General features: G+C 69.0%; 2 protein-coding genes (1 of these 2 cut by a window edge). Both read left to right on the plus strand.

The window, feature by feature from the left end; translation table 11 throughout:
• Positions 1–8,022, plus strand: a complete 8,022-nt coding sequence (locus D7316_RS24505; protein WP_232017063.1) for a non-ribosomal peptide synthetase — start codon at positions 1–3, stop codon at positions 8,020–8,022.
• On the plus strand, positions 8,019–17,741 hold the 5' portion of the coding sequence (locus tag D7316_RS24510) for a non-ribosomal peptide synthase/polyketide synthase (RefSeq protein ID WP_124710574.1). 15,240 nt of this gene lie beyond the right edge of the window; the window shows 9,723 of its 24,963 coding nt (coding positions 1–9,723); its start codon is at positions 8,019–8,021; the stop codon falls past the right edge of the window. The genes D7316_RS24505 and D7316_RS24510 overlap by 4 nt, the downstream gene beginning before the upstream one ends.

Genomic DNA, 17,741 nt, shown 5'->3' on the forward strand with positions numbered 1-17,741 from the left:
ATGGGGTCAGTCGAGAGCACCCATGACGCCACCGAGACGGAACTGGTACCCCTGGCGCTGACGGCTGCTCAGCGCGGGATGTGGTTTGCCGAGAATCTCTCCGCAAACTACTCGGTAACAGTTGCGCAATATCTTGATATCCAGGACCGGGAACTGACGCTGGATCGAGATCTGTTCCGGCGGGCCGTCGTGGACAACGGTCGGGCACAGGGATCGGCTTTCACCCGCATCGTCGAGACCAACGGCGTGCCGATGCAGATCGTCGACCAGAGCATCGACAACGATCTGGAGTTCCTCGATTTCCGTGACCGCCCCGATCCGCTCGGGGCGGCACTGGCGTGGATGAACGACGACTACCAGCAGCAGATGGACCTGCGTACCGATCGCCTGGTGGTGTCAACCCTGATCCGGGTCGCCGACGACCGGTCGCTCTGGTATGTCCGCGCCCACCACATCGCTCTGGACGGCTACGCGGGGCTCACGGCGGTGCAGGACGTCGTCAACCGGTACAACGCGGCCGTCACCGGCGCGGACTACGCGCCGAAACCGGGCGCCTCGCTCGCCGAACTCGTCGACGACGACAAGAAGTACATCGAGGGCACCCGGCGCGTGGCCGACCGCGAGTACTGGGTGGAGCGGGTCCGCGATCTCCCCGAGCGCGTGACGCTGGCCCAGCAGTCCGCGGCGGCCGAACTCTCTCCCCGTAACCTCGTGGCCGGCTCCCAGCTCAGCGTCGATCAACAGGCCGACCTCGACCGTGTCGCCGCCGACCTCAACACGTCGGCGGCCGTTCTGCTGACCGCGGGGTTCTCCTCCTATCTGGCCCGGATGGCCGGGACCGACGACGTGGTCCTGAGCCTGCCGGTCACCGGCCGTGCCACGGCGAAGATCAAGCGGGCGAGCGGGATGCTCGCCAACATGCTGCCGGTGCGGGCCCGCAACGTGTCCGGGCTGTCGATGCGGGAGCTGATCGAGCAGGTACAGCTCGAGCTGACGGGCGCTTTGCGTCATCAGCGGTACCGCTTCGAGGACATCCGGATCGACGCCGGGTTGCAGGACGCCAACACCGCATCCTTCGGCCCCATCGTGAACCTGATGTTCTTCGACAAGCCGATCGAGATGGCCGGCGCGAGCGTCGACTACCAGATCCTGAGCTCGGGAATCCTGGAAGACCTGCGGCTCAACGTCTATCAGGCCAGTCCCGGCGCCCGGCTCGTCGTCGACTTCCACGGCAACCCGAACCTCTACATCGAGGACGAGCTGCGGGGACACCTGCAGCGATTCCTGATCTTCCTCGACCGTGCGTTCACCGACATGGACACCCTGATCGGTGACATTGACCTGCTCCTCGACGGCGAACGCGACGACCTGCTCGCCATCGGCGAAGGGCCGCAACTACATCTGCGTGACGACGTCGGCCACCTGCTCACGTCGTTCGAGCGCAGAGTCCGTGACCACGGCGACGAGATCGCCGTCGAGTTCGATGGCCGGGAGTGGACCTACACCCAATTCGACCGCCTCCGTTGTGTTCTCGCGCAACACCTCGTCGACACCGGGGTCGGCCGGGGTGATCACGTCGTCGTCGCGCTCGAACGTGGCGTCGCCCAGGTCGCCGCGATCTACGCGGTTCTGACCGTCGGCGCGGCCTACGTCCCGGTCGACCCCGCGCAACCCGACGAGCGGCGACGACTCATCGCGCAGACCGTCTCCGCGCGGACGATCCTCGACGCGCCGTTGCTCGGCTCGATCGGATTCGACGTCTCGACGACGGCCGCGACCAGCGGGGACACCGTCGCGGTACGCGGCGGTGGCAGCGAGGCCGCGTACGTGCTGTTCACCTCCGGCTCCACCGGAACGCCCAAGGGTGTGCAGGTCTCGCACGCCGCGGTGCTCAACCGCCTCGCCTGGATGCAGGACAACTACCCGCTGGCCGCAGGTGACAAGGTGCTGTACAAGACGCCGTTCACCTTCGACGTCTCCGGCTGGGAACTGTTGTGGCCCTTGGCGCATGGCGCCAGGATGGTGATCGCCCGGCCGGACGGTCACCGCGACCCCGAATACCTTCTCGACCTGATCACCCGCAGAGAGGTCAACGTCCTGCACTTCGTGCCGTCGATGCTCGACGTCTACACCGAGGTGCTGCAGAACGACGGACACGAGACCTTGCTGCCCCCGACGGTGCGCCGGGTGTTCACCTCCGGTGAGGCACTGCCGCGACTGCTCGCCGATCGCGTGCTCGACGGATCGTCGGCCGAGCTGGTCAACCTCTACGGTCCCACCGAGGCCGCGATCGACGTCACCGAACACCGCGTGATCGCCGACGACGGACCCGTGCCGATCGGTCGGCCCGTGGCGAACACCGACGTCTACGTCCTCGACACCCGACTGCAGCCCGTGCCGACGGGTGTGGCCGGTGAGCTCTACCTCGCGGGTTGCCAGCTCGCCGACGGCTACGTGGGCCGATCCGACCTGACGTCCGATCGTTTCGTGGCAAATCCTTTGAGCGGTAACGGGTCCCGGATGTATCGCACCGGCGATCTGGTGCGCTGGAGCGCCGATGGTGACCTCCAGTACCTGGGCCGCACCGACTTCCAGGTGAAGATCCGCGGACAGCGGATCGAGCCGGGCGAGATCGAGTCGGTCCTCGACAGCATGCCCGGCGTGGACGCCACCGCGGTCGTGCCGCGCACCGACCTCGCCGCCGGACCGGTCCTGGTGGCCTACCTGCGCTCCGACGACGGCTCGGTGAGCCCGGCGGCCGCGTTGTCCTGGTGCCGCAGGCACCTTCCGTCCCACATGGTGCCGTCGGCGGCCGTGCTGCTCGACCAGTTCCCGATCAACGCCACCGGCAAGCTGGATCGCAAGCAGCTGCCCGCGCCGGATCTGCGGCCCGTCGTCGGCTACGAGCCCCCGCGCACCCCGGTCGAGCAGACCCTGGCGTCGCTGATCGGCGAGCTACTCTCCGTGGAGCGGGTCGGCCTGCGCGACAACATCTTCGCGCTCGGCGGCGACTCGCTCATGGCAGCCCGGCTGGTGTCGCGTGCCCGCGTGGAACACAACGTCCGGGTGGACCTGACCGACGTGTTCACCTCCGTCGACGTCGGTGAGATCGCGGAACGCTCGCGGCGCGGCGGCGCCGACGGCCGGCCGGAGCTGGCCCGGGTGCACCCGCGGCCGGACACCATCCCGTTGTCCCATGCGCAGACGCGGCTGTGGTTCGTCAACCGGATGGACCCGGGTGCGGGTACCTACAACATGCCCGGTGCGGTCCGACTCGGCACCGACATCGACGTCGCCGCAGTGCAACTCGCGCTCGGTGACCTGATCGATCGTCACGAGACCCTGCGGACGCGGTTCGGATCGCACGGTGGTGAGCCGATCCAGGAGATCTTGACCCGTGCCGAAGCGCTGGCATTCCTCGACATCGAGGTCGCCGTCGTCGACGAGCGCATCGACGAGGTGATCGCCGGCGAGGCCTCCCGTGGATTCGACCTCGTGCACGAGATCCCGTTCCGCGCGCGCATCCTGCGCGACTCCGGCGGATACGTCGTCATGCTCGTGCTGCACCACATCGCCGGCGACGGCTTCTCGCTGATGCCGCTCATCCGCGATCTGTTCGTGGCCTACACCGCTCGCGCCGACGGTGCCGACCGGGGACTGGCGCCGCTGGATGTGCAGTACGCCGATTTCGCCATCTGGCAGCACCAGCTCCTCGGCGACGCAGACGACCCGACGTCGGTGGCCGCGCAGGGAATCGAGTTCTGGCAGGACGAACTCGCCGGGCTGCCCGGCTTCCTGCCACTGCCGACCGATCATCCGCGCCCACACGTGGCCACCGGGAACGGCGGCTACGTGGACACCGCCCTGGATCCCGAACTCGCGGCCGGCATCCGGACGTTGGCCCGCGACCACAACGTGACTCCGTTCTCGGTGCTGCACACCGCGTTCGCGGTCCTGCTGGCCCGCTGGGCCGAGGTGGACGAGGTCGCGATCGGGACGGCCGTGGCGGGTCGTGACGAGCCCGAGACCATCGACCTCGTCGGCATGTTCGTCAACACGGTGGTGCTGCGCACCGCGCTGGCGCCGGGCGACACCACCGCCGACGTGCTCGACCGGGCGCACACCACCCGCACCCGGGCGATGCGTCACGCGTCCATCCCGTTCGAGCGGGTGGTGGAGGCGGTGGCACCGGAACGGTCCGCCGCGCACACGCCGCTGTTCCAGGTCTCGCTGACGATGCATCCGGGCCAGGCGACCGCGCTCGATCAGTGGGTCGATACGGCCGAGCTGATCGACGCGCGGGTCCCCTCCGCCAAGTTCGATCTGTCCGTGACGGTCACCGATCAGGTCGGCGCATCCGGCCTCGATGTCGAAATCGCCTACTCCGCAGATCTTTTCGACCATCGGACCATCGAGCGGGTGGCCGCCCAGCTGGTCACGGTGTTGCGTTCGATGATCGACGCGCCGAGCAGTCCGATCGGGACCATCGACCTCGTCGACGACGACGAGATCGCCGCCCTGACCGGGCCCGTGGAGACACGGGTCATCCCGGAGACGCTGCGCGATCTGCTGTTCAACGGTGTCGTGCAGTCGAATCCGGCGGCGGTCGCCATCAGCGGAACCTCCACGATCACCTGGTCCACCCTCGAGGCGGGTACCAACCAGCTCGCCCGCGAGTTGGTGGCCCGTGGTGTCGGTCCCGGCGACGTCGTCGCCATCTGCATCCCGCGGTCGCACCTGTCGGTGACCTCGATGATCGCGGTGGCGAAGTCGGGGGCGGCGTTCGTCAGCATCGACCCGGGTCATCCGCCGGCCCGACTCGCGGAGATCCTCGCCGACAGCGGGGCCGTGCTCGGGCTGACCTCGGTCGCCGTGGCGGCCTCGGCGCCGGCCGGGATCGAATGGCTGCCGGTCGACGACGAGACCATCGAATTGCAACTGGCCGGGCACAGCGGCTCGCGGCTGCACACCGATGAGCTGCGACGGGCTCCCCGGGTGGACGACCTCGCCTACCTGATCTACACGTCCGGTTCCACCGGCCGGCCCAAGGCGGCCGCCGTCAGTCATCAGGGCCTGGCGAATCTCGTTGCCAATCAACGGATCATCCTGCGACTCGACCAACGGTCGCGGGTGTTGCACGTGGCATCGCCGAGCTTCGACGCCTCCATCTTCGAGATCCTGATGGCATTGTGCACGGGTGCCGAGCTCGTGATCAGCCCCGCCGGGGTCTTCGGCGGCGACGAACTCGCGACGCTCATCGAGCGTCATCGCGTGACCCATGCGGTGATGACACCGTCGGCACTGGGGACCCTGGAGCCGGCCGCCGTGCCCAGTCTCAGCCGGGTGATCAGCGTCGGCGAGGCCTGCCCGCCCGATCTGATGCGCCGCTGGACGCGTGCGGGTCGCGCCTTCTTCAACCTGTACGGACCGACCGAGGTGACCATCTGGGCCACCGCCGCCGGCCCGATGCACGAGGGTGACGATGTCACCATCGGCCGGGCCGTGCCCGGGGTGGGTGCATTGGTCCTCGACCAGACCCTGCGGCCCGTCCCCGCGGGTGTGCCCGGCGAGCTCTATCTGGCCGGGATTCAGCTCGCCCGCGCCTATCACCGTCGAAGTGACCTCACCGCAACGCGATTCGTGCCCAACCCGTTCGGCGACGGCGAGCGGATGTACCGGACCGGCGACCGGGTCGTGCGCACCGCGTCGGGCAATCTGCGCTACGTCGGCCGCACCGACTTCCAGCTCAAGATCCGCGGTCTGCGCATCGAGCCCGGCGAGGTCGACGCGGCGATCCTGCACCATCCGCTGGTCACCGAGGTGGTCAGCCTCGGAGTGCCCGGACCTGGCGGCGACGACGTCCTGGTGGCGTACGCGAAGCTCGCCGACGGGGCGTCCGCCGACCCCAAGCGCATCCTGGAACAGGCCGGGGCGCACCTGCCCGGCTACATGGTCCCGCACGCGCTGGTCATCGTGAAGGAGTTCCGCCTCACCACATCCGGCAAGATCGACCGTAGATCCCTTCCCCCGGTGGACTTCGCGACGTCCGCGCCGTATCGCGCGCCGGGTTCGCAGATGGAGGCCGTGGTCGCCGGGATCTTCGGGCAGGTCCTCGGGCAGGACCGGGTGTCCGCCGACGCCGACTTCTTCGATCTCGGCGGCAGTTCGCTGTCGGCCACCAAGGTGACCTCGCGTCTGTCGGCGCTGCTCGACCGGCAGGTCCCGGTCAAGTTGCTGTTCGAGCGTCCGACCGTGGCGACGCTGGCACAGGCACTCGCGGGCGGGCCCACCGGACACGGCGCTCCGCCGCTGCTGGCGCGCAGCCGTGCCGAACTGGTGCGGGTGTCGGGAATGCAGCGCGGCCTGTGGCTGGTCAACCGGTCCGATCCGGACTCGGCCGCCTACAACGTCGCCATGGCCCTGCGGCTCACCGGTGACCTCGACGTCACCGCCCTGCAATTGGCCACCACCGACCTCGTCCGCCGGCACGAGTCGTTGCGCACCACGTATCCGATGATCAACGGTGAGCCGATCCAGGTGATCATGCCCGCCGACGTCGTGGAGAGTGACCTGACGATCGAGCTGCGGGAGGTCTCGTCGTCGCTGGAGGCGGCCATCGGGCGGGTCACCGGTGAGGGATTCGACATCACCACCCGCCCGCCGGTTCGAGCCGTGCTGCTGCGTGTCTCCGCCGAGGAGCATGTGCTCGTCTTCGTGGTGCACCACATCAGCGCGGACGGTGCGTCGATGTCGCCGCTGGCGCGCGATCTCATGACGGCGTACGCGGCGCGTAGTGCGGGCGCCGAGCCGGCGTGGAAGCCGCTGCCCGTGCAATACGCCGACTTCAGTCTGTGGGTGTCGGAGCGTCTCGCGGTCGCCGACGCGGACGGCGTCACCGAGGAGGAGCGCCAGCTCTCCTACTGGGACCAGCGTCTCGCGGGTGTGCCCGAGCGACTGGACCTGCCGCACGACCGCCCGCGGCCCAAGACGCCGAACTTCCGCGGCGACGTGGTGAACTTCGAGATCCCGTCGTCGGTGGTGGCAAGTCTGGATGCGGTTGCGCGCCAACACCACACGACGGCCTTCATGGTGATCCATGCGGCGTTCGCCGTGCTGCTCAACCGCATCTCGGGTCGCTCCGACCTGGTGATCGGCACCCCGTTCGCGGGACGCGGCGAGCAGAGCCTCGACGATGTGGTCGGGATGTTCGTGAACACCCTGGCACTGCGGACGACGGTGAACCCGGGGGAGCGCTTCGTCGATCTGCTCGAGCGGGTGCGCAACGACGACCTCGCCGACATGTCGCACACCGACGTGGCGTTCGACAACATCGTCACCCGCACCCTGGCGAAGCCGCCGACCTCGTACAACCCGATCTACCAGGTGATGCTGGCGTTCCAGGACGTCGATTTCCCGACCCTGCAGTTCGACCGGTTGACGGTGACCCCGGTGCACGAGGAACTGACCTCGGCGAAGGTCGATCTCCAGCTCACACTGTTCCCCAACGATCCGGACCGGGACGAGCATGGCGGTGCCCTGCGGGCGCAGTTCCTCTACGCCACAGACCTGTTCGAGCGCGACACGATCGAGCGGATGTCCGCGCGATATCTGCAGGTACTGGAATCGGTGGTCTCCGATCCCGAGGGCGTGGTCGGCGACGTCGGCATCCGACTGGCCGACGAGATGCGGGCCGCCGCGGCACCCGCGGACGACACCCCGGACGAGGGTCTCGCCGATCTGGTCTCGCGGGCGGCGGTCGCCGCCGGAACCGCGACCGCGGTGGGGAGCCCGGCGGAGCTGAGTTTCGGCGATCTCGATATCATGATGCAGGCGATGAGTCCGACTGCGCCCGATCCTGATTCGGCGCTGACGATGGCACTGATGACCCTGGTTCCCGGGCTGGCCGAGGCCGGGCCGGAAGGTTTCGACGAGCTCCTGGCGGAGTTGCGTGACCGAGCAAGCAGCGTGGTGAACGAGCACTCGACGGATGCGGTCGAGTCGGAAGGCAGCGAACGAACGTGACAGGAATCGGTCCGGACGCAGTAGACATTTCTACGGGATGGGGGCGACGTCCGCCGACGCGAGACCTGATCACCATTGCGGCGCAACTCGAACCGGAGACACCTGCACTGACCGTTGCCGCCGCACCGGTGACGTTCGCCGAGCTGAACAGTCGGGTGTCGCCGACCGCGGCGGTGTTCGCATCCCGCGGACTGGACACCGAGGCCGCCGTCAGCGCCATCGTCACCGCCCTGATCCCCAAGGACGGACTCGACCCGACCGGCATCGCGTCGGCGATCCAGGCGGCCGTCGACGAGATCCGGCAACGCGCGTGCGCGGTCGCGGGCACCGGCGACTGGGGTTCACTGCCGGGCATCTTCGCCTCCGCCGTGCACCGGTTCGGCGAGCGAGTGGCCATCACCGACCTCAACGGTGGCTCACTGACCTACCGCGAACTCGATGCCCGCTCCGATGACGTGGCCGCCGGGCTGCTCGCCCGGGGCGTTTCCACGGGTGGCGTCGTCGGTCTCGCCACCCCGCGCACCGTCGACGTCATGGTCGCCATCCTCGGCATCCTGAAGGCGGGTGCGACCTACCTCCCGCTGGACACCTCGCATCCGGCCGACCGGCTCTCGTTCGTCGTCGGCGATGCCGCACCCGCGCTGATCATCACCGACCACGATGGCGCCGAGGCGCTCGGCTTCCTCGACGTCGACCGGAGCACCATCGGCGATCTGATCACCGCGGGCGCCGCCCGGCCGGTCCCGCTGCCGAAGACGATCGACGCGCGCACCGCCGCGTACATGATCTTCACATCGGGTTCCACCGGACGCCCCAAAGGTGTTGTGGTGGAGCATCGCAGCGTCGTCGCGCTGATGTCGGCCGCCCAGCAGCACTACGGCTTCACCGAAACCGACGTGTGGACGATGTTCCATTCCTACGCCTTCGACGTCTCGGTGTTCGAGATGTGGGGGCCGTTGCTGTTCGGTGGCCGGCTCGTGGTGGTCGACTTCCTCACCACCCGTAGCCCCGACGAGTTCGCCGAACTGCTCATCGCGGAGTCGGCCACGGTCGTCTCCCAGACGCCGTCGGCCTACTACCAGCTCGCCGCGGCGGTGCGGCCGACCGCGCGCAACCGCCTGGCCGCAAGCGTCCGGTACATGGTGTTCGCCGGTGAGGCACTGGATTTCGCACAGGTCCGGCGCTGGTATACCGACCGCATCGACGGCGAGGGGACGGTCGGACCCGTTCTCGTCAACATGTACGGCATCACCGAGACGACGGTGCACTCCACGTTCCGGGCCCTCGACCCCGAGTTCGTCGACTCCGCCAAGGGCTCCGACGTCGGGCAGGGCCTACCCGACCTGACCATCCACCTGCTCGACGACCGTCTGAGCCCGGTACCCGACGGCGTGCCCGGCGAGATCTATGTCAGTGGTACGCAGGTCACCCGCGGATACCTCGGCCGTCCGGGCCTGAGCTCCGGACGGTTCGTCGCCGACCCGTTCGCCGGCGACGGTTCGCGGATGTACCGCAGCGGTGACCTCGCCATCCAGCGCGACGGCAGCCTGGAGTACCTCGGTCGCTCCGATGCACAGGTCAAGTTGCGCGGCTTCCGGATCGAGCTCGGCGAGGTGGAGACGGCGCTGCTGTCCACTGCCGGCGTGGATGCGGCGGCGGTCGCGGTCAAGCAGCGCGACGGCGGTGACGAACTGCTCGTGGGATATGTCGTCCCCGAAGGCGGCGCCACCCTCACGCCGTCGGAGGTGCGCATCGCCGCGGCCGGTGCCCTGCCGACCTACATGGTGCCCGACGTGGTCATGGTGATCGATCAGCTTCCCCTCACGGTCAACGGGAAATTGGATCGCCGCGGGCTTCCCGAGCCGGAGATCCGTGGTGCCGCAGAGTATGTCGCGCCCAGCACGGAGACCGAGAAGATCCTGGCCGAGATCGTCGCCGACGTCCTGGGCCTCGAGCGCATCAGCGTCGCCGAGTCGGTGTTCGACCTCGGTGGCAACTCGCTGGCCGCGGCCCGGATCGTCGGCCGGGCGGGTGAGGCCTTCAATGTCGAGATGTCGGTCCGCGACGTGTTCGATGTGCCCTCGGTGCGCGGATTGGCCACCCTGATCGGTGGACGCGGCGAGGGTCTCGCGCCGGTGGTCGCCGTGGCGCCGCGTCCGGACCGGGTGCCGTTGTCCTTCGCCCAGGTCCGGATGTGGTTCATCAACCAGTTCGACCCGTCGGCATCGACCTACAACATCCCGGTCCTGCTGCGGCTGACCGGGCCCGTCGACCTCGCGGCGCTGCGGGCGGCCATCGAGGACGTCGTGGTGCGCCATGAGGTGCTTCGGACGACTTTCCCGGCCGTCGACGGCACGCCCGTTCAGGTGATCAGTCCGGTCGACACCGTTGCCACACAGCTGGATTGGGCGGTGGTCGACTCCGCCACCGACCTCGCTGCCGGCGTCGCCGCAGGTTTCGACGTGACGTCGCAATGGTCGTTGCGCGCACGGGTGTGGCGCTCGGCGCCGGACGAGTACGTGTTCGGTCTGGTCGCGCATCACATCGCCGCCGACGGAGAGTCGATGGCTCCGCTGGTCGCCGACGTCGTGGCGGCCTACGCGGCCCGCGTCGCCGGTGCGGAGCCCGAATTCGCGCCACTGGACGTGCAATTCGCCGACTTCGCCATCTGGCAGCACGAGGTCCTGGGCTCGGCCGACGACCCGGACTCCGTGGTGGGACGCCAGTTGGCGTACTGGTCGCGTCAGCTGGCCGGAGTGCCCGATGTCCTGGAACTCCCGACCGACCGACCACGTCCGGTGGTGGCATCCCAACGCGGCGCCCAGGTGTCGTTCGAGGTTCCCGGTTGGGTCATCGACCGGGTGTCGGTGGTGGCGCGCGAGCGCAGCGTGACGCCGTTCATGGTGGTGCATGCCGGTCTCGCGGTCCTGCTGGCGCGGCTGTCGGCGACCGACGACATCGCGGTGGGCACCCCGATCGCCGGTCGCGGTCAGCGCGTGCTCGATCCGCTCGTGGGTATGTTCGTCAACACCCTCGTGCTCCGTAGCCGGGTGGACACCGACATGTCGTTCATGGATCTGCTCGATCACGTCCGGGTGACCGACCTCGAGGCGTTTGCGCATGCCGATGTGCCGTTCGAGACCGTGGTCGAACATCTGCAACCCGTACGCTCGGAATCCTTCGCACCCTTGACTCAGGTCCTGCTGTCGTTCGATCAATCGGTGCTGGCCGAATTCGCCAGTGGCGGTGTCCTCGCCGACGACGTCGCCGGAGTGCAGGTGAGTTCCGTCGCGGTCGACGAGATCCCGGCCAAGGTCGACCTCACCGTCGGCATCACCGACGGCGGCGACCGGTGGCACGGATCGCTGATCTATGCCACCGATCTGATCGATGCCGACACCGCCGAACACATGGCGGCGCAGTTCGTCCGCCTGCTCGATCAGCTCACCGCCGACCCCACCGCGCCGATCGGTGAGTCGCATCTGCTGTCCGACGAAGAGGCGGCCGCACTGCTGCCCGTCTCCGGCGCGCCGGCGGCGACCCCGCGGCATCTGGCGGAGGTGTTCGGCGAGATCGCCCAGCAATTCGGAGACCACGAGGCGGTCACCGACGGGCACGGGTCCGCCCTCACCTATGCCCAGCTCGACGCCCGGTCGAATCAGGTTGCGCGCTGGCTGATCTCGCAGGGTATCGGTGCGGAGTCGCTGGTCGCGCTGGCGATCGGCCGGTCCAAGGACCTCCTCGTCGCGATGTGGGCGGTCGCCAAGGCGGGCGCCGGGTATCTCCCTATCGACCCGGACTATCCGGCCGAGCGGATCGAACACATGCTCACCGATTCCGGGGTGCGGGTCGGCCTCACCGCGGCGCGGTACGAGGCGACCCTGCCGGGCGGCGTCGCCTGGACATCGGTGGAGAATCTCGGATCCGCCGCGGTCATCGACAGATTCGATGACGCCGCCCTGCGCGTCGACGAACTCCCGGCCGGGCGGCACCTCGACGCGATCGCCTACGTCATCTACACGTCCGGATCGACGGGCACGCCCAAGGGCGTCTCGGTGACCTACCGGGGCATCCACAACTTCGCGGCGGCCGAGGTCGCCCGCTTCGGCACGGACGCGACGTCGCGGGTACTCGCCTTCGCGTCGCCCAGTTTCGACGCGTCGATCCTCGAATGGCTGCTGGCATCGGTGGCCGGTGCAGCCCTGGTGTATCGCCCCGACGGGGTGCTGGGCGGGGACATGTTGTCCGCCTTCATCCGGGAGCAGTCCCTGACCCACGTCTTTCTCACCCCAACGGTGCTGGCCACCCTGGAACCCGAGACCGTCGGCGATCTGCGGGTGCTGATCTCCGGGGGCGAAGCGGTGTCGCAGACCCTCGTCGACCGGTGGTCGTCGTCGCTGGCCTTCTTCAACGCGTACGGGCCGACCGAGGCATCGGTGGCGGTGGCGATGAGTCATGCGCTCGAGGCCGGGCGGCCCGTGCACATCGGCGGCCCGATCGACGGTGTCGGACTGCTCGTGCTCGACGCCCGTCTGCATCCGGTGCCCATCGGTGTCCCCGGTGACCTGTACGCCGCAGGCGTCGCGGTGGCCCGCGGGTACCTCGACCGGCCGGGCCTGAGCGCGGAGCGCTTCGTGGCCAATCCCTTCGGTGGCATCGGCGACCGGATGTATCGGACCGGCGACGTGGTGCGCTGGCGCCACGGCCGGACGGGCGAGCTCGTGCTCGAATACGTCGGCCGCAGCGACGACCAGGTGAAGTTGCGCGGTCTGCGGATCGAGCTGGGCGAGATCGAGACCGTGCTGGAGTCCCATCCGGCCGTGTCGTCGGCCGTGGTGATCGGTGTCGGCGGGTCGGTGGCGACCGCCCTCGCCGGGTATGTGGTCGCTGATCCGTCCGTCGACGGTGCCATATTACGTGACTTCGTGTCACAGCGGCTGCCCGCCCACATGGTGCCGGCAAGCATCATGGCGCTCGACGCGCTCCCGCTGACCCCGGCCGGCAAGCTCGACAAGAGGGCGCTGCCGGACCCCGTGATCGACACCGAGACAGCCGATTACGTGGGACCGGCGTCGTCGACGGAAGAGCTGCTCGCCGCCGTGGTCGCCGGGGTGCTCGGCGTGGACCGGGTGAGCGTGGTGGAGTCGTTCTTCGCCTTGGGTGGCGATTCCATCCTGTCCATCCAATTGTCCTCTGCGGCAAGGTCGGCCGGACTGGCGCTGTCACCGAAGGACGTGTTCGAGCACAAGTCGGTCCGGGCGATGGCACGTGCGGCAGCGCTGGGCGACGACGCGGTCGCGCTGATCGACGAACCGGTCGGCGGTGGCGCCGGCGAGGTGGTCGTCTCCCCGGTCGTGGCGTGGATGCTCGAACTCTCCGATGTCGCCGAGGATTTCGCGGATTTCTCCCAGTCGGTCGTGCTGGTGGCGCCGGACGGTCTCGACTCCGTGGTCCTCGGTGCGGTCCTGGGCGTGGTGATCGACGCGCACCCGATGCTGTCGGCACGACTCGCGGAGATCGACGGACACTGGGTACTGCGTTCGGGGGCGGGTGCCGATCCGGTCGTCGCCGCGGTCTCGACCCCTGCCGCGGTCGGCTCCGCGGAGTTCGGGGCGGCCGTGTCCGCCGCGCATGCGGACGCGTTGCGGCAACTGGATCCGGTTGCGGGCGTGCTGGTGTCGGCGGCGATCGTCTCCGGTTCCGATGGTGCACGCGTTGTCCTGGCGATCCACCACGTCGGTGTGGATGCGGTGTCGTGGCCCATCCTCCTCGAGGACGTGATCACGGTCTGGGGTCAGCTGACCGCCGGGCAGGAGCCGGTGGTCCGGCCGGAGGTCACCTCGGCGCGCGCGTGGCACGCCGGCCTGGCGGCGCTGACGCCCGACCACGTCGGCGAGGCCGACTACTGGTTGTCGCGTCTGCCCGAGCCGACGGGTTTCGGTTCGGCGTTCGACCGGGACCGGGATCGCTTCGACTCGGTCGGGTCGGTGCGGCACCAGGTGGATGCCGCGGTGACCGAGGCGCTGGTGACCGTGGTGCCGGAAGCCTTCGGCGGACACGTGAACGATGCTCTGCTGGCAGGTCTGGCACGTGCGGTGCGGTCGTGGCAGACCGCTCGTGGGATCGCCGACGACGCGCCGGTCGGCGTGCTCGTCGAGGGACACGGCCGCTATGAGGATGCCCTGACGACCGGGCCGGATCCGCGTCGCGCCGATCTCGCGCGCACCGTCGGCTGGTTCACCACGGTGGCGCCGGTGGTGCTGGACCCGGGTGCGGACGTGGTGCATGCCGTGAAGGCCGCCAAGGAGGAACGGCTGGGCCAGCCCGACCGCGGTGTCGGGTTCGGCCTCTTGCGATTCGGCGGGGACGAGCGACTCGCCGGTCGCGCGCTGCCGTCGATCGGGTTCAACTTCTTCGGTGCCGGCGGTCGAGGCGGCGGCGACGGTGTCGAGGTGCCGTTCATGGTGGACTCCGGTGCCCCCGCGCTGCCGTCCTCGGTGTCGGGCGCGATGACGGCGATGAACGTGATCACCGTGAACGTGGGTACCCGGGTGACGGAGCAGGGCCGCGAGTTGTCGGCGGATTTCCTGTTCGCACAGGGGATTCTCTCGGACGAGGACGTGGCCGATCTCGCCGCCCGCTGGTCGGCCGAACTCGCGGCGATCGTGGATGTGGTCGCGCGTGCGGTGGATCTGGGCCTGTCTCCATCCGACGTGCCGGGAACCGGTGTGTCGCAGGATGATCTGGATCTGCTGGCCGCGCGCCACCCCGGCGCCGACATCTGGCCGCTCTCGCCCCTGCAGAAGGGCCTCTATCTGCAATCCGCCCTGGCCGGTGCCGGTGCGGGCACGGATGCGGTCGACGTCTACGTCAGCCAGGGGGTGTTGCGACTGGGCGGTGACGTCGACGAGCAGCGACTGGCTGCGGCCGTGCACTCGCTGTGCGGTCAGCATCGGGTGTTGCGGTCCGGATTCGTGCAGACCGACAGCGGCGCCGTGGTCGCCGTCGTCCCCGACGACGTGACGGTGCCCTGGCGCACCATCGATGTCGGCGACGTCGACGAGGATCGTCGCCGCGCCGTCGTCGACGAGGTGATCGCCGCCGAGCGGGTCGAGCCGTTCGACCTGGCGGCACCACCGTTGCTGCGGGTCGTCCTCGTGCGCGACACCGACGGCGTGAGCGTCGTCATCACCAACCATCACATCCTGTTCGACGGATGGTCGGGCCCGCTGGTCCTCGCGGATCTGTTGGCCATCTACGCCACGGGCGCGACGTACACGGGCCAGACCGCCACGGGCGACACGGATTTCGCCGATCATCTACGGCGTATCGCGCGGACCGATGATGCGGCGGGACTGGCGGCGTGGCGTGAGGTGCTCGCGCCGGTCGAGGGCCCGACGTTGGTCGCACCGGGGGTCGAGGCGACCGCGGATGCACTGCCCCGTGACCATGCCGTGGTTCTGGACGCCGAGTTGACGGCCGGCATCGAAGCGGCAGCCCGCGCCGAGGGCGCGACGGTGGCCACCGTGTTGCAGTTCGCGTGGGCGGTGCTGTTGTCGCGGCTGACCGGCAATCGGGTCGTCACGTTCGGCGAGACGGTGTCGGGTCGCCCGGCCGATCTCGACGGTGTCGAGTCGATGGTGGGGCTGTTCATCAACACCCTGCCGGCCGTGGTCGATGTCGATCCGGCGGCGCCGATCTCCGAGGTGCTGTCGAGGTTGCAGGCGGCCAAGGTCTCGGTACTCGACCATCAGCATCTGGGTTTGCCCCAGTTGGCCGGGAGCGTCACCGGTGCGCTGTTCGACACGTTGACGGTGCACGAGTCGTATCCGGTGGACACCGATTCGTTGTCCACCACGGATGCCGCGCTGACCGGTGGCCTGCAGATCCGCGAGGTCGAGGTCAGTGACTCGACGCATTACCCGCTCAACATGGTGACATCGCCGATGGGCGATCGGTTGTCGGTGAAGCTGAAGTATCTGCCGGTCGCTTTCGACGACGCGCAGATCGCGGTGTTCGCCGATGCGCTGGTCGAGATCCTGCGGACGATAGCGACGGCGCCGGGGTCGCTGGTGGCGGACCTGTCGCTTGTTGCCGGACCGCAGCACGCCGAACTCGCCCGCTGGTCGGTCGGCGCCGGTGTGGTGATTCCGGGAGAAACCGTCGCGGACGCGCTGGCCGCGCAGATCGCGCGGACGCCGGACGCCGAGGCCCTGCTGTTCGAGGACCGCATCGTGAGCTACGCCGAGCTCGGCGCACGCGTCGCCGGACTGGCGCGGGTCCTGATCGCTGCGGGCGTGGGACCCGGTGTGCCGGTGGGGATCTCCCTCGAGCGGTCGGTCGAGTTCGTGGTCGCCATCCATGCGGTGGTGGCCGCCGGCGGCCAGTATGTGCCCTTCGACACCGCCGCTCCCGCGGATCGCGTGCGGTACATGGTCGACACCGCCGGTGTGGCCGTGGTGCTCGTCGCCGCGGGCCATGTGCCTGCGGCGATCGGCGAACTCGGTGACGATGTCACCGTCATCGAGGTCGACGCCTCGGCCGATGCCGATGAGTCCGCGACACCGGTGACGGACGCGGAACGGTTGGCGCCGTTGCGGTCCGACGACGCGCTCTACACGTTGTTCACGTCGGGGTCGACCGGACGCCCGAAGGGTGTCACCGTGTCGCACCGGTCGGTGGCCAACCGGCTCTGGTGGGGGCTGTCGGAGTACCCGTGGACCTCGGGGGATCGGGTGATCCAGAAGACGCCGGTGACCTTCGACGTGTCGGTGCCGGAGTTGTTCGCGCCGTTGATGTCCGGCGCGGCGATGGTCGTGGCGCGGCCGGGTGGTCATGCGGATCCGGCCTACATCGCGGAGTTGATCTCGTCGACGCGGGCGACGTCGGTGCATTTCGTGCCGTCGATGCTGTCGGTGTTCCTGGATGTGGTCCCGGCCGAGCGGATCCGTTCACTGGACACCTTGCGATGGGTGTTCTGCTCGGGTGAGGCCCTGCCGCCCGCGGTGGTGGCCCACGCGCACGCGCTCCTCCCGCAGGTCGCCATCGTCAACCTGTTCGGCCCCACCGAGGCCGCGGTCGAGGTGGCGGTCGCGGACGTGACCGAGCGCGAGACGCTGGTGCCGATCGGGGTGCCCGTGTGGAACACCACCACGTATGTGTTGGATGCGCGGTTGGCGTTGGTGCCGCCGGGTGTGCCGGGTGAGTTGTATCTGGGTGGTGTGCAGGTGGCCCGCGGGTATGCGTCGCGTCCGGGGTTGACCGCGGAGCGGTTTGTGGCGGATCCGTTCGGTGGGCCGGGTGCGCGGTTGTATCGCACGGGTGATCTGGTGCGGTGGAACACCTCGGGTGAGGTGGAGTATCTGGGGCGTACCGATTTCCAGGTGAAGTTGCGTGGTCAGCGGATCGAGTTGGGTGAGATCGAGTCGGTGATCGCGGCTGCCCCGGGAGTGGTGCACACCGCGTGTACCGTCGTCGAGACACCCACCGGCGGACAGCAACTCGTCGCCTACGTGTCGCCGGCGTCGGTCGACCTCGACGTCGTGCGTGCGACGGTGGCCGAGGCATTGCCGGAGTACATGCGGCCGTCGGTGTGGATGCTGCTCGACGACATCGCGCTCAACAGTGCGGGCAAACTCGATCGGCGGGCGCTGCCCGCACCTGTTTTCGAGGCCGGTGAGTTCGTCGCTCCGCAGACCGCGGCGGAGGAGTCCGTGGCC

Origin of the sequence: Gordonia insulae (assembly GCF_003855095.1) — a bacterium.
Taxonomy (GTDB): Bacteria; Actinomycetota; Actinomycetes; order Mycobacteriales; family Mycobacteriaceae; genus Gordonia; species Gordonia insulae.

Excerpts from the sequence above, each read along its gene's own strand:
- D7316_RS24505 (WP_232017063.1), top strand. The coding sequence starts at position 1 with ATGGGGTCAGTCGAGAGCACCCATGACGCCACCGAGACGGAACTGGTA.